11 protein-coding genes, 1 other RNA gene and 1 other annotated feature are annotated in these 15,079 nt (G+C 53.4%); of the genes, 11 read left to right on the top strand and 1 reads right to left on the bottom strand.

Annotated elements, in window-relative coordinates; genetic code table 11:
• The first annotated feature begins 147 nt into the window (after nucleotides 1–147).
• The 9 genes from GJ1_RS03805 to GJ1_RS03770 all read left to right on the top strand — a co-directional run bounded on the left by GJ1_RS03805 (nucleotide 148) and on the right by GJ1_RS03770 (nucleotide 10,138).
• Entirely contained in the window at nucleotides 148–2,346 is a 2,199-nt protein-coding gene (locus tag GJ1_RS03805) for a RelA/SpoT family protein (RefSeq protein WP_066228691.1), read from the top strand.
• Between the two features lie 23 nt (nucleotides 2,347–2,369).
• A complete protein-coding gene (dtd, locus tag GJ1_RS03800; RefSeq protein ID WP_066228689.1) occupies nucleotides 2,370–2,825 on the top strand; it encodes a D-aminoacyl-tRNA deacylase in 456 nt (151 codons plus the stop codon).
• A gap of 84 nt (nucleotides 2,826–2,909) precedes the next feature.
• Nucleotides 2,910–3,083, top strand: a complete 174-nt coding sequence (locus GJ1_RS18555; protein ID WP_167346082.1) for a hypothetical protein — start codon at nucleotides 2,910–2,912, stop codon at nucleotides 3,081–3,083.
• Between the two features lie 288 nt (nucleotides 3,084–3,371).
• Nucleotides 3,372–3,935: an alkyl hydroperoxide reductase subunit C gene (gene ahpC / locus GJ1_RS03795; RefSeq protein WP_011232052.1), complete on the top strand. Its 564-nt coding sequence runs from the start codon at nucleotides 3,372–3,374 to the stop codon at nucleotides 3,933–3,935.
• A gap of 13 nt (nucleotides 3,936–3,948) precedes the next feature.
• Nucleotides 3,949–5,478 carry an alkyl hydroperoxide reductase subunit F gene (gene ahpF / locus GJ1_RS03790; protein WP_066228683.1) on the top strand — a complete coding sequence of 510 codons (1,530 nt, stop codon included), beginning with the start codon at nucleotides 3,949–3,951 and terminating at the stop codon, nucleotides 5,476–5,478.
• A 153-nt stretch (nucleotides 5,479–5,631) separates the two neighbouring features.
• Nucleotides 5,632–5,863, top strand: a binding site (T-box leader).
• Between the two features lie 46 nt (nucleotides 5,864–5,909).
• Entirely contained in the window at nucleotides 5,910–7,190 is a 1,281-nt protein-coding gene (gene hisS, locus GJ1_RS03785) for a histidine--tRNA ligase (RefSeq protein WP_066228680.1), read from the top strand.
• Nucleotides 7,191–7,194: 4 nt separating this feature from the next.
• Complete coding sequence (gene aspS, locus GJ1_RS03780) at nucleotides 7,195–8,967, top strand: aspartate--tRNA ligase (RefSeq protein ID WP_066228677.1); 1,773 nt, start codon at nucleotides 7,195–7,197, stop codon at nucleotides 8,965–8,967.
• 70 nt (nucleotides 8,968–9,037) lie between these two features.
• Nucleotides 9,038–9,224, top strand: a non-coding RNA gene (ssrS, locus tag GJ1_RS03775) — 6S RNA.
• A gap of 152 nt (nucleotides 9,225–9,376) precedes the next feature.
• Nucleotides 9,377–10,138, top strand: a complete 762-nt coding sequence (locus GJ1_RS03770; protein ID WP_066228674.1) for a tRNA threonylcarbamoyladenosine dehydratase — start codon at nucleotides 9,377–9,379, stop codon at nucleotides 10,136–10,138.
• 45 nt (nucleotides 10,139–10,183) lie between these two features.
• On the opposite strand, the gene GJ1_RS03765 is transcribed toward GJ1_RS03770, so the two are convergent.
• On the bottom strand, nucleotides 10,184–10,834 hold the full coding sequence (locus GJ1_RS03765; RefSeq protein WP_066228671.1) for an RsfA family transcriptional regulator: 651 nt from the start codon (nucleotides 10,832–10,834) through the stop codon (nucleotides 10,184–10,186).
• A gap of 178 nt (nucleotides 10,835–11,012) precedes the next feature.
• On the opposite strand from GJ1_RS03765, the gene GJ1_RS03760 reads away from it, so the two are divergent.
• Both GJ1_RS03760 and GJ1_RS03755 read left to right on the top strand, forming a co-directional pair.
• Nucleotides 11,013–14,060: an efflux RND transporter permease subunit gene (locus GJ1_RS03760; protein ID WP_066228669.1), complete on the top strand. Its 3,048-nt coding sequence runs from the start codon at nucleotides 11,013–11,015 to the stop codon at nucleotides 14,058–14,060.
• Between the two features lie 98 nt (nucleotides 14,061–14,158).
• Nucleotides 14,159–15,019, top strand: coding sequence for a TetR/AcrR family transcriptional regulator (locus tag GJ1_RS03755; RefSeq protein WP_066228665.1), 861 nt, complete (start codon nucleotides 14,159–14,161; stop codon nucleotides 15,017–15,019).
• Nucleotides 15,020–15,079 lie beyond the last annotated feature (60 nt).

Genomic DNA, 15,079 nt, shown 5'->3' with positions numbered 1-15,079 from the left:
CAGTCGACATTGTTCGCATCTTCGGATACAATAGAGAAAAAAGGGGCACTCACATATGAGTGCTCTTTCTTATTAACCGTATGAACGCAATGGACGTCTGCGCTTTGCAGCTTCAATTTTAATCGATTAAAAAGGTGATTCAACCCTATGGCCAATGAACAAGTGCTGACAGCGGAGCAAGTGTTTGAACGAGCGAGCTGTTATTTGTCGGAGCAAGACGTCGCCTTTTTGAAAAAGGCGTATGAGTTTGCCAAGCACGCCCACCGCGATCAATTTCGGAAATCGGGCGAACCATACATCATTCATCCGATTCAAGTCGCCGGCATTTTGGCTGACTTGAAGATGGACGCAACAACGATCGCCGCCGGGTTTTTGCATGATGTCATCGAAGACACTGAAGCGACGAAAGAAGAGCTCGAGCGCGAGTTCGGCGCGGAAGTGGCGATGCTTGTCGACGGGGTGACGAAGCTCGGGAAAATTAAATATAAATCGCAGGAAGAACAGCAGGCGGAAAACCACCGGAAAATGTTTTTGGCCATGGCGCAAGATATCCGCGTCATTTTGATTAAGCTCGCCGACCGGCTGCACAACATGCGGACGTTAAAACATTTGCCTGCGGAAAAGCAACGGCGCATCGCCAATGAGACGCTCGAAATTTTTGCTCCGCTCGCGCATCGGCTCGGCATTTCGAAAATCAAATGGGAGCTTGAAGATACGGCGCTTCGCTATTTAAATCCGCAGCAGTACTACCGCATCGTCAATTTGATGAAGAAAAAGCGGGCCGAGCGTGAGCAATATTTGGAGGAAGTCATTCAAGAAGTGCGCGAACGGCTCAATGAAGTGCACATTCCGTGTGAAATTTCTGGGCGCCCGAAACATATTTACAGCATTTACCGGAAAATGGTCATGCAAAACAAACAGTTCAACGAAATTTACGATTTGCTTGCCGTCCGCATCATCGTCAACAGCATCAAAGACTGCTATGCGGTGCTCGGCATCATCCATACGTGCTGGAAGCCGATGCCGGGGCGCTTCAAAGACTACATCGCCATGCCGAAGCCGAACATGTACCAATCGCTCCATACGACGGTGATCGGCCCAAAAGGCGAACCGCTTGAAGTGCAAATCCGCACGTTTGAAATGCACCAAATCGCCGAGTTCGGAATCGCCGCCCATTGGGCGTATAAAGAAGGGAAGACGATCAAGCCCAACTCATTTGAAGAAAAGCTGTCTTGGTTCCGGGAAATTTTGGAGTGGCAAAACGACGCCAGCAACGCCGAAGAGTTCATGGAATCGCTCAAGATGGATTTGTTTTCCGACATGGTGTTCGTCTTTACGCCAAAAGGCGATGTCATCGAGCTGCCAGCCGGGTCGGTGCCGATCGATTTCGCTTACCGCATTCACTCGGAGATCGGCAATAAAACGATCGGCGCGAAAGTCAACGGCAAAATGGTGCCGCTTGACTACAAGCTGCAAACGGGCGACATCGTCGAAATTTTAACGTCAAAACATTCGTACGGGCCAAGCCAGGACTGGCTGAAACTGGCCAAAACATCACAGGCGCGCAACAAAATCCGCCAGTTTTTCAAAAAACAGCGGCGTGAGGAAAACATCGAAAAAGGAAAAGAAATGGTCGAAAAAGAAGTGCGCAGCCTCGGCTTTGAGCCGAAAGAAGTGATGACGGCCGACAACTTAAAGCGCGTCGCGGAAAAATTCAACTTCTCGAACGAAGACGATATGTATGCGGCTGTCGGCTATCACGGGATTACAGCGGCGCAAATCGCCCACCGGCTGACGGAAAAATGGCGGAAGCAGCGCGACCTTGAAGAACAGCAGCGCAAGCTCGCTGAAGCGGTCTTCGAAGCGAAGCTGCCGGCTGGCAAAAAGCGCGACTGCGGCATTCGCGTCCAAGGGGTTGACAACTTGCTCATCCGCCTGTCGCGCTGCTGCAACCCGGTGCCGGGCGATGAAATCATCGGCTTTATCACCCGCGGCCGCGGCATTTCCGTCCACCGCGCCGACTGTCCGAACGTCAAAACGGAAGAAGCGGCTGACCGGTTGATTGCCGTGGAGTGGGAAAGCGGGGCAAACAGCGAGCGCGAGTACAATGTCGATATTGAGATCACCGGATTTGACCGTCGCGGCTTGCTCAATGAAGTGCTGCAGGCGGTCAATGAAACGCGCACGGATATTTCCGCCGTCTCCGGCCGCTCGGACCACCGCCATAAAATCGCGACGATCCATATGACGATCGCCATTCATAATTTAAGCCACTTGCAAAAAGTCGTCGAACGAATCAAGCAAATTCCCGACATTTATTCCGTCCAGCGCTTGATGAACAACTAAGGGCAGCGAAAGGAGGAATGCAGGTGAGAGCGGTCATTCAGCGGGCGAAAGAGGCAAAAGTCACCGTCGGCGGCGAGGTCGTTGGAGCGATTGACGCTGGGCTTGTCGTCCTTCTTGGCGTCACGCACGAAGATACGGAAGCAGCTGCCGCCTATTTGGCCGAGAAAATCGCCCATTTGCGCATTTTTGAAGACGAAGATGGAAAAATGAACCGCTCCTTGCTCGACGTCGGCGGGGCGGTGCTATCGGTGTCGCAGTTCACCCTTTATGGCGACTGCCGGAAAGGACGGCGCCCGAACTTTATGGCGGCGGCAAAGCCCGACCACGCTTTGCCATTGTATGAAGCGTTCAACGCCGCCTTGCGCGAAAGAGGCGTCCATGTGGAAACCGGCGTATTCGGGGCGATGATGGACGTATCGCTCACCAACGATGGGCCGGTCACCTTGATCATCGACAGCAGCGAGAAACTGGGAAACTAATGAAGTTTCCCGGTTTCTTTTTTATTTTCAGCGAAAAATGGGAAAGATGAAAACAAGTGCGGCAATAAGAAAGGAGGAGGGGCGATGCGGCAAACGAACAGGGGCGAGCAGGCGCACCGGACAAGCGATGTGCTGTTCGCCGACTTTCATGAATGGTTGCGGCTTCAATCCGAATACAGCGCCTTTGAGCTGGCATCCGAATTCGGCGTGACGCTCAACGATGTGCAAAGGTTGAAAAAACAGCAGTTTCGCCCGTGATGGCTGGGCGTCGGCTGCGGAAAATATTTCCTTGTTTCCACTGTGCGTGAATTTGTCTGCCAACCGCCCATGCGGAAAGGGGAAGCTCATGGTGCGAACGTGTGCTGGACATCAGCTGCGCGTCCACGCTATATTTTATAGGCCGTCATTCGGTGTTCAAAGTTGGTGGGGCTTGGTAGAAAGAATATATTTTTAAGCATATGTATTGACAAATGCATGCCTCTATATGATAATAAGTATCGAATTAAAATTATTATAAACTAACAGTTCCAGGAGGTAGATGAAGCAATGTCTCTTGTAGGAAAAAAAGTACAACCGTTCCGCGCCCAAGCGTATCACAACGGTGAATTCATTGAAGTGACAGAGCAAGACTTCATGGGGAAATGGAGCATCGTTTGCTTCTATCCGGCGGACTTTACGTTCGTCTGCCCGACGGAGCTCGAAGACTTGCAAGACCACTACGCGACATTTAAAGAACTTGGCGTGGAAGTGTACTCGGTTTCGACCGACACCCACTTTACTCATAAAGCATGGCACGATACATCGCCAGCCATCAGCAAAATCGAATACGTGATGATCGGCGATCCTTCGCACCAACTGTCGCGCATGTTCGATGTGCTCGATGAAGAGCAAGGATTGGCGCAGCGCGGCACGTTCATCATCGATCCAGACGGCGTCATTCAAGCGGTGGAAATCAACGCGGACGGCATCGGCCGCAACGCCAGCACGCTGATTGATAAAATTAAAGCGGCCCAATACGTGCGCAACCATCCGGGTGAAGTCTGCCCGGCGAAATGGAAAGAAGGGGCGGAAACGCTGAAGCCGAGCCTTGATCTCGTCGGCAAAATTTAAGGGGGCTTAGGCGATGCTGCTGGATGCTGACATCAAGGCGCAACTAGCCCAGTACTTGCAATTGCTTGAAAACGATATTGTTTTGACTGTCAGCGCGGGAGACGACAACGTTTCCCGCGATATGCTTGCTTTAATCGATGAATTAACGGCGATGTCGCCGAAAATCAAAGTCGAAAAAGCGAAGCTGGAACGAACGCCAAGCTTCAGCGTCAACCGGGTCGGCGAAAACACCGGCATCACCTTCGCCGGCGTGCCGCTCGGCCATGAATTTACGTCCCTCGTTTTGGCGCTGCTTCAAGTGAGCGGGCGGCCGCCGAAAGTCAGCCAAGACGTCGTGGACCGCATTCAACAAATCAGGGGCAAACATCATTTTGAAACGTACGTCAGCCTGACATGCCACAACTGCCCGGACGTCGTGCAAGCGCTCAACATCATGAGCGTGTTAAACCCGAACATTTCGCACACGATGATCGACGGGGCGGCGTTTAAAGAGGAAGCCGAGCAAAAAGGGATTATGGCTGTGCCGACGGTGTTTTTAAACGGCAAATTGTTCGCCAGCGGCCGCATGTCGCTCGAAGACATTCTCGCCAAATTAGGGAGCGCGCCGGATGCTTCTTCCTTCGCCGACAAAGAGCCGTTCGATGTGCTGGTGATCGGCGGCGGCCCTGCGGGTGCGACAGCAGCCATTTACGCAGCGCGCAAAGGCATTCGCACCGGCATTGTCGCGGAGCGCTTCGGCGGACAAATTTTAGATACGCTCGGCATTGAAAACTTTATCAGCGTCAAATATACGGAAGGGCCGAAGCTCGCGGCCAGCATTGAGGAACATGTGAAACAATACAATGTCGACATCATGAGTTCACAGCGCGCAAAACGGTTGGAGAAAAAAGACTTGATTGAAGTCGAGCTTGAAAACGGCGCTGTGTTGAAAAGCAAAACGGTCGTGATTGCGACCGGGGCGCGTTGGCGCAATCTCGGCGTGCCGGGCGAGGAAGAGTTCAAAAACAAAGGAGTCGCCTATTGCCCGCACTGCGACGGCCCGCTGTTTGAAGGGAAACACGTGGCGGTCATCGGTGGCGGGAACTCCGGCGTCGAAGCGGCGATTGACCTGGCCGGCATCGCCAGCCATGTGACGCTGCTTGAGTTTGCCCCAGAACTAAAGGCGGACGCCGTTTTGCAAGAACGTTTGTACAGCTTGCCGAACGTAACGGTCATCAAAAACGCGCAAACGACGGAAATCACCGGCACGGACAAAGTCAACGGCCTGACGTACATCGACCGAGAAACAGGGGAAGAGCACCATATCGAATTGCAAGGCGTGTTCGTTCAAATCGGATTGGTGCCGAACACCGAATGGCTTGAAGGGACGGTGGAACGAAACCGCTTCGGTGAAATCGTCGTCGATAAACGCGGCGCGACGAACATTGAAGGCGTCTTTGCCGCGGGAGACTGCACGGACAGCGCCTATAAGCAAATCATTATTTCGATGGGCTCGGGTGCGACCGCAGCGTTAAGCGCGTTCGATTACTTGATTCGCCATTAAGATTAAGAGAGCTGATGAACTGCCCCCTCAATGGCTCGACATCATGAGCCATTGGGGGTATGGTTCAATGAATCGGCTCTCTTTTTTATAAGGTGAGACAACTTGACAAACGGCCGGTTTTCTCCGTAATATAAAATTACATTTTTCCATACGGAACAACCGATGATGGAGAGAAGTAGTTAAGGCCCACATGGCCAGAGAGGAAACGCCTGAGGCTGCGAGCGTTTCTCCATGATGGCTTAACGAAAGACACTCCGTAGGTTTCCCTTTGAACGCGCTTTGCGCCAGTAAAGGGGAACGTGTGCCATGCGTTAATGGCAACAAGCGGAAGCCGGATTGGCTTCAATTAGGGTGGCACCGCGGGAATGACGCTCTCGTCCCTATCGATGACAGGGACAAGGGCGTTTTATTTTGGGCAAAGGAGGATGAGCATGGCTTTTCAAATTCCAAGAGGGACGCAAGATGTGCTGCCGGGGGACACAGAAAAATGGCAATACGTCGAATGCGTCGCCCGCAGCCTTTGCAGCCGGTATGGGTATCGGGAAATCCGGACGCCGATTTTTGAGCATACGGAGCTTTTTTTGCGCGGTGTCGGCGATACAACCGATATCGTGCAAAAAGAAATGTACACGTTTGAAGACAAAGGGGGCCGCGCGCTGACGCTCCGCCCGGAAGGAACGGCGCCGGTCGTTCGAGCGTTTGTCGAGCATAAGTTGTACGGCAGCCCGAACCAGCCGCTGAAATTGTATTACAGCGGACCGATGTTTCGCTACGAGCGGCCGGAAGCAGGACGGTTCCGCCAGTTCGTCCAGTTCGGCGTTGAGGCGCTTGGCAGCAGCGACCCGGCGATTGACGCCGAAGTGATGGCGCTGGCGATGCATATTTACGAGGCGCTCGGGTTACAACGAGTCCGGCTTGTCATTAACAGCTTAGGCGATCTTGACAGCCGCCGGGCGCACCGCGAGGCGCTTGTCCGTCATTTTTCAAGCCGCATCCACGAGCTGTGCTCGGACTGTCAGATGCGGCTTCGTACGAATCCGCTCCGCATTCTCGACTGCAAAAAAGACCGCGATCACGAGCTGATGGCGACGGCGCCGTCGATTTTAGATTATTTAAATGATGAATCGCGCGCTTACTTTGAAAAAGTCAAACAATACTTGACGGCGCTTGGCATCCCGTTTGTCATCGATGCGCGCCTCGTGCGCGGGCTCGATTATTACAACCATACGACGTTTGAAATTATGAGCGAGGCGGAAGGGTTCGGCGCGGCAGCGACGCTGTGCGGCGGCGGGCGCTACAACGGGCTTGTCCAAGAAATCGGCGGTCCGGAGACGCCGGGCATCGGCTTTGCCTTAAGCATCGAGCGGCTGTTGGCCGCCCTTGATGCGGAAGGGGTGGAACTGCCGGTGGACAAAGGGCTTGACTGCTATGTCGTCGCCGTCGGTGAGCGGGCGAAAGACGAAGCGGTCCGACTCGTCTATGCATTGCGCCGCGCCGGATTGCGGGTGGATCAAGATTATTTGGATCGAAAACTGAAGGCGCAGCTGAAGGCCGCCGACCGGCTTGGCGCGTCGTTTGTCGCCATCATCGGCGATGAAGAGCTCGAAAGACAGGAGGCGGCGGTGAAACATATGGCGAGCGGCGAGCAAATGAATGTGCCGCTTGGCGAGTTGACGCGCTTTTTGCTTGAGCGAATCGGGAAGGAGGAGTGAGCGAATGGAACGGACGTATTATTGCGGAGAAGTGCCGGAAACAGCCGTCGGCGAGCGTGTCGTGCTCAAAGGCTGGGTGCAAAAGCGCCGCGACTTAGGCGGGCTCATTTTCATCGACTTGCGCGACCGAACGGGCATCGTCCAAATCGTCGCCAGCCCGGATGTGTCGGCTGAAGCGCTGGCGGCAGCGGAGCGCGTGCGGAGCGAATACGTCCTGAGCGTCGAAGGAACGGTTGTCGCCCGCGCGCCGGAGACGGTCAACCCGAACATCGCAACCGGCCGAATTGAAATCCAGGCGGAACGAATTGAGATCATCAATGAAGCAAAAACACCGCCGTTTGCGCTTTCCGATGACACGGATGCAGCGGAAGACGTGCGCTTAAAATACCGGTATTTAGATTTGCGCCGCCCAGTGATGTTTCAAACGTTGGCTCTTCGGCACAAGATCACAAAGGCGGTGCGCGATTTTTTGGACGGCGAGCGCTTTTTGGAAGTCGAGACGCCGATGCTGACAAAAAGCACGCCGGAAGGGGCGCGCGACTATTTAGTGCCAAGCCGCGTCCATCCGGGCGAATTTTACGCCTTGCCGCAGTCGCCGCAAATTTTTAAGCAGCTGCTGATGGTCGGCGGCGTGGAACGGTATTACCAAATCGCCCGTTGCTTCCGCGACGAGGATTTGCGCGCTGACCGCCAGCCGGAATTTACGCAAATCGACATCGAAATGTCGTTTATCGAACAAGAGGATATTATCGATTTAACCGAACGGATGATGGCTGCGGTCGTGAAAGCGGCAAAAGGGATCGACATCCCGCGCCCGTTTCCGCGCATCACGTATGACGAGGCGATGAGCCGCTACGGCTCGGACAAACCGGATGTGCGCTTCGGCCTGGAACTTGTTGACGTGTCGGAAATCGTCCGTGATTCAGCGTTTCAAGTGTTCGCCCGCGCCGTCAAAGAAGGAGGCCAAGTGAAGGCGATCAACGCGAAAGGCGCTGCAAGCCGTTATTCGCGCAAAGATATTGACGCCTTAGGCGAATTTGCCGGACGCTACGGGGCGAAAGGGCTCGCTTGGCTGAAAGCGGAAGGCGAAGAGCTGAAAGGACCGATCGCCAAGTTTTTCACCGATGAGGAACAGGCGGCGCTGCGTCGGGTTCTCGCTGCAGAAGACGGAGATTTGCTTTTGTTTGTCGCCGACGAAAAAGCGGTCGTCGCCGCGGCGCTCGGTGCGCTGCGGCTGAAGCTTGGCAAGGAGCTCAGCTTGATCGATGAAACAAAGCTCGCGTTTATATGGGTGACCGATTGGCCGCTGCTGGAATACGACGAAGAAGAAGGGCGCTATTACGCCGCCCACCATCCGTTTACAATGCCGGTGCGGGATGACATTCCGCTGTTGGAGACAAACCCAAGCGCCGTCCGCGCGCAGGCGTACGATCTCGTCTTAAACGGTTATGAACTTGGCGGCGGCTCGCTCCGCATTTTCGAGCGCGACGTGCAGGAAAAAATGTTCCGCGCCTTAGGGTTCAGTGAGGAAGAGGCGCGCCGCCAGTTCGGCTTCCTGCTTGAGGCGTTTGAGTACGGCACTCCGCCGCACGGCGGCATCGCGCTTGGGCTTGACCGGCTTGTGATGTTGCTCGCTGGGCGCACGAACTTGCGCGATACGATCGCGTTTCCGAAAACGGCGAGCGCGAGCTGCTTGCTTACCGAAGCGCCGGGGCCGGTCAGCGCCAAGCAGCTCGAGGAGTTGCACTTGGCGGTCGTGCTTCTGGAAAAAGAATAATGGCGCTGCTGGAAAGATCGGCGGCAAGTGTTCACAAACGCTCAAAAATATGATACAATCAAAGCAACAAACCGTCCTAATGTGTTCGTCGAATCACCGATCGTTTTGACCGAACAGTGAATGATCCGGGAGCCCGGAGTTTCCAAGCGGCGCGCATGCCTCTTCGTCACAGGGGAAGCGCAAACCTTGGAACAGGGCACCCACCTATGGGAGAGCGGGTTCAAAACGAAGGCATCGACGGCACGATTGGGACTGGCGTACATCAAGGAGTCAACAACATTTCCCCTATGCGGATGGCCGCGTAGGGGTTTTGTTTTGCCAGCAAAATGCCGTTGCCTCTTTGGCTGTCTTGATGGTAGGATAAAAAGCGGCATAAACATCAATTTTGAAGCAAACGGAGAGGAGAACGATGCTGCACCAATTTTCCCGCAATGAACTGGCGATTGGCCCCGAGGGGCTTGAGAAATTAAAAAACGCCACGGTCGCCGTGCTTGGCATCGGCGGCGTCGGGTCGTTCGCCGTCGAGGCGCTCGCCCGTTCGGGCATCGGCCGATTGGTGCTTGTCGATCGCGACAACGTCGATATTACGAACATCAACCGGCAAATCCACGCGTTGCTCTCGACCATCGGCCGTCCGAAAGTGGAGCTCATGAAAGAACGCATCGCGGACATCAACCCGGCATGCGATGTCATCGCGCTGCAAATGTTTTATACGGAAGAGACGTATGAGCAGTTGTTTGCCTATGACTTGGATTTTGTCATCGATGCGTCCGACACGATTGTGTACAAAGTGCATTTGATGAAACAATGCCTCAAGCGCGGCATTCCGATCATCTCCAGCATGGGGGCGGCGAACAAAATGGATCCGACCCGGTTCCGCATTGCGGATATTTCGAAAACGCACACCGACCCAATCGCCAAAGTGATTCGCGCCAAATTGCGCAAAGAAGGGATCCGCCGCGGCATTCCTGTCGTCTTTTCCGATGAGAAGCCGGTGAAAATCCGCGAGGACGTCCGCCAAGTCGTTGGCAATGACGCTTCGCCGATCCGCAAGGCGAAAATGCCGCCGTCTTCAAATGCCTTTGTGCCGTCGGTCGCCGGATTGATCATGGCGTCCTACGTCGTCAACCAATTGTTAAAAGACGTTCCGATCGCCCGCGTCGGCGAATAAGAGGTTGAAACAAGAGGCGCTGCATCCGCACGCCTCTTTTTGTTGCTATGAATGGGCCATCGGTTCGCTTTGTTCGCCAACCTCAGCGAGAAGCAGCTGGGCGAGGGAGAGGCGGTCTCCTTCTTCAGCGGCAAGCTGGCGGGCGCGGGCCATAATTTTGACGAGCGCCTCGAAATCTTCTTGAACAGTCGACTGTCGCGCTTCAAGGTGTTGCAGTTTTTTTCTCAATTGCTCGTTGCGCGCCTCCCATTCGGCTCGCTCCAGCTTTAGCCGTTCGTTTTCTTGCCGCGCCGCTTCCAGCTGTTCCGCATCGCGCCGCAGCGCTTGCAAAAAGGCAATGCATTGGTCCAACGTCAGCGGGGCGGCCGGGAGAAATGGCGATGACCCTTCAGCCGCTTTGCTGTCATCAAGGGCGGGAAAGGCGATGGCGGCTGCTTCTTTCTGCCATTTTTTCATCATCTCCAACGCTCGTTTCCGTTCTTTTCGTTGTTTTTTTGCTTGTTCAATAGCGTCGAGATGCCGTTTGCGCACCTCGGCGTTCCAGCGGAAACCGCATGCCGCTGCCGTCCGGTGCAGTTGTCTCCCAACGTCTTCAAAAGCGGCAAGTTGCGTTTTTCCTTCGCGTATATATTGCAGCACCGTTTCAGCCAACAGTACGTCTTCTTCATGCGACCAGGCATCCTGTCTTGTTTTCATGTTGTCCACCTCATTAAATTGTCATGTTGATATTATAGTTTTTCCGTTCGATTTTCATTTTAAACTTCGCCTTTTCATTTTTCCCATTTTCATGTATCATAGAATGTAGTTTTGTATGACCAGTCAGTCCAATCCTCTTGGACCGATTGGTCAAAATCGTGGGATGAGAGGTGGCACAATGACGTTTTTGACCAGGTTCAGTTTGAAAAACGCGGCAGCCGTGTTTGTGTGCTCCTTTTTGCTTTTGCTCTTAGGACTGTATTCCTTCTCTTCTTTGAAGGTCGATTTGCTGCCGAACATTGAATTTCCCCAGTTGTCGATTGAAGCGGTCTATCCCGGAGCTTCTCCGCAAGACATGAATGAGGAGGTCACGGCCAAGCTTGAGGAAAAACTGAAGCCCCTTGACGGGCTCAAGCAAATGCAGAGCTCTTCCTACGAAGGAATGGCTGTTATCAATCTTGAATTTCCGTTTCGTACGGATATGGAGAAAATGGAGCGGCAGGTTGAATCGATCATTGATGAGGCTGGATTGCCGGATGGCGTGCACACGGAGGTCAACCGGTTTTCCTTCGGCATGATCCCGGTTTTCAACATTTCTTTGTTTGCCAAAAACGGAACGGATCTGCAAGCGTTGCTCGAAACCGAAGTGGTTCCGGAACTGAATAAAATTGACGGGGTCAACTCCGTTTCGATCGGCGGAGACAGCGACCGCCTCATCCGGATCACGGTCGACCGGGAAAAAGCGGCTCGGGCCGGGCTGACATTGACAGATATTAAAAACCAAATCAATGAAAAGGTGCTGGCTTTCCCGGCGGGAACATTGCAAACCGATGCGTGGCAAATTCCCGTTCGCGTCGAAGAAAAATTGAGCAGCATTGATGAGTTGAAAAACTTGAAGCTGGTTCCGGCGGCTGTTCCTACGGCGGCCAATGGACTCCAACGGGTGACGCACGTCAAGTTGGGGGATATCGCAACGATTGAAGAAGTCAATGAGCAAAGCGAATTTACCCGTTATAATTTGAAACCGTCACTGTCGATGGCGGTCACGAAAAAACAAGATGCCAATACGATTGAAGTGGCGGACCAAGTCATCAAAGTGCTCAATTCCTATAAGGACCAGTTCAATTATTCCATCGGGTTTGATTCGTCAGAAGGCATTAAACAATCCGTCGAATCGCTCGTCCGTGAAGGGCTGCTCGGGGCGCTGTTCGCTTCGTTGGCCGTATTGCTCTTTTTGCGCAACATCCGGGCGACCGTGATTGCCATTGTTTCGATTCCGCTTTCATTGCTTGTATCGGCCATTTTTCTCAACCGCATGGAGATTACGCTCAATGTCATGACGCTTGGCGGCATGGCGGTCGCCGTCGGCCGCGTTGTGGATGACAGCATTGTCGTGATTGAAAACATTTTCCGACGCGTCCGTCGGGAGAAAACAGGCATCAGCGATGAGTTGGTCGAACAATCAACGAAAGAAATTGTCAAAGCCATTGTGTCTTCGACGATGACAACGGTTGTCGTCTTTTTGCCTCTAGGGCTCGTCGGGGGCATTACAGGGGAGTTTTTCTTTCCATTTGCCTTGACGATTACGTTTGCCCTTCTGGCTTCTTTAGTGGTGGCTGTGACGGTCGTGCCGATTTTGGCGAAATTTTCGTTCCGCCGCGTCCCGCCGGAAGAAAAAGAAGGGGCGCTTCAGCGCTTGTATGGCCGAATCATTGAATGGGCCCTCAACCATAAAGCCATGGTCTTTGTGTTGTCGGTCGTGCTGCTGGCTGGTTCATTGGCGCTTGTGCCGCGCCTTGGCTTTACGTTTTTGCCGAACGAAGAGCAGAAAACGCTGGTGGCCAGCATCGAACTGCCGGCTTCCACATCGGTGGCCAAGACGAATGACGTGTCGTTGGAGCTTGAGAAGATGTTTTTAAAACGAAGCGATGTCGACAGCGTCACCGCCGCGGTCGGCAGTCGCGATTTCCGCACCGGTTTGAAGCGGTCCAATCAAGCAAGCTATTATATTTTGCTAAAAGATAGAGCCGATGCCAGCAAAACGGTGGAGGCTTTAGAAAAAGAGATGCGCCGCATCGCCGACCGGCATGCGCCGGGGGCCAAAGTGGGCGTGCAAGAGATGTCAAGCGGAGGGCCGCCGACGAACAATAACGTCAATATTGACTTGTATTCCAACGATTTGGAGGCGCTCCAAACGGCGTCCAAACAGGTCGAGGCATATTTAAAGCAGCGCGATGATGTCAAGGACGTGACGAATAACTTGACGGAAAAGCAAAAACAAGTGATTGTCGCCATTGATCCACAAAAGGCGGCCGCCTATGGCGTTTCGGGCATGCAATTGCTCGGGACGGTTTCCGATGCGACAAAACCGGTTGATGTGGGGACGCTGAAACTCGGCGGCAAAGAGGAGCAAGTTGAACTTTCGTATGATGAAACGTTGGGATCGATCGATGAGTTGAAAGAACTTCCTATTGTGACGAGAAATGGAGTGATTCCGCTTTCGGCTGTCGCCGAAGTGAAAGAGGCGCAAGTGTATACGTCCATTCAAAAGCTGGACGGAAAAGTGTTTGCCCGCGTATCCGCCAAAATTGTCGGTGACAACATCCAGAAAGTAACGAATGATGTCGTCAAGCATGTAAATGATTTGAAGCTTCCATCCCATGTCACAGTGAAAACGGGCGGCGGAAGCGACGAGACGGTGCAGACGTTCCGCGAGCTTGGTGTGGCCATGGCGGCGGCCATCGGGCTTGTGTATTTGATGATGCTGATTACATTTGGCAAGGTGCGGGTGCCGTTGATCATTTTATCTTCGCTTTTGTTTGTTCCCATCGGTTCGCTGTTCGCTTTATATGCGGCCGATGAGCCGCTCTCTATCAGCGTTATGATCGGCTTGTTGATGTTGATTGGCATCGTGACGACCAATGCGATCGTGCTGGTGGATCGAATCGGGCAAAACCGCGAACAAAAACGGATGACGGTGCGGGGCGCTATCATTGAAGCAGGCAAAACGCGGCTGCGGCCGATTTTAATGACGGCGTTTGCGACTGTGACAGCGCTCATTCCGCTTGCGCTGACGAATGAAGCAGGCACTTTGATTTCCAAAGGGTTGGCGATCACCGTCATCGGCGGCCTGACGTCGTCGACGTTATTGACGCTTGTGTTCATTCCGGCGATGTATGAGGCGTTTTTCTTCCAGACGGCCAAACGCGAGCAGATGGCGGAATGACAGGGCTGGATGGCCGGATCATCGGTCATCCGTCATTTTTTTTCATTGCACGATCGACTATAATGGACATGAAAGACGGAGTAAGGAAGGAGAAAACATTGGGTCGGAAAGAGGACGTCATTGAAACCGCAATGAAATTATTCGCCGAAAAAGGCTACCACGCTACCTCCATGCAAGAGATTGCCGAGCGGAGCGGTGTAGCTAAAGGTTCGATTTACAATTATTTCAAATCAAAAGAAGAGTTGGCTGTGTCGATTTTCCGCTACCATTATGAAGTCCTGTTTCGCCAACTTAGACAAATCGGGGCGGATCCGGCCTTAACGGCGCGCGAGCGGTTTTGCCGCCAGTTGACCGCGCAAATTCGGCTGTTTGACGAACATAAAGAGCTGGTGCAAATGCAGTTGGGCGAACAAGCGGTGAAGGTAAGTGATGAGGTGCAGCACCTGGTGTTCCGCATCCGCGCCCACACACTCAACTGGTACCGCCGGGCGATTGAAGACATATATGGCGAACAAGTGCGTCCGGTTTCGTTTGATTGCGCGGCGATGCTCAACGGAATGCTGAAAGAATATTTGATTTACCTGGCGGTGGATCGAAAGCCGCTGCTTCCTGAGAAGCTCGCCCCATTCTTGCTCGGCCGGCTTGATGCCATTGTGGCCAGCCTGCTTGACGAAAAGGCAGGGCTTTTGGATGAAACGATGATGGCGGATTATATTGCTGCTGCAACCCAAGAGCGACGCCAATGGAAAGAACGGGCCATCCGCTGTTTAGAGCGCATGACGGCGATGCGCCCGTCTGAAGACGACATTCTTCGCTCGCTGCACTTGCTGAAGGAAGAAATCGAGAAAGGGGAAACGGCTAGGCGGTTTATGGTGGAAGCGCTTCTGCTCTATTTGGAGAAACACTCGCTTCCGCTGCTCAATGAGTTGAAGAAAGCCATTGAACGCTATTTTCAGTGAACTGCTCCCACTGAGCTTTGCCTGAAGGGGGAGACTTCTTTCAGAAATCTGTTAAAAACC

It is taken from the genome of Geobacillus jurassicus NBRC 107829 (assembly GCF_001544315.1).
Taxonomy (GTDB): Bacteria; Bacillota; Bacilli; order Bacillales; family Anoxybacillaceae; genus Geobacillus; species Geobacillus jurassicus.
This window is presented reverse-complemented; position numbering and strand designations above follow the sequence as displayed.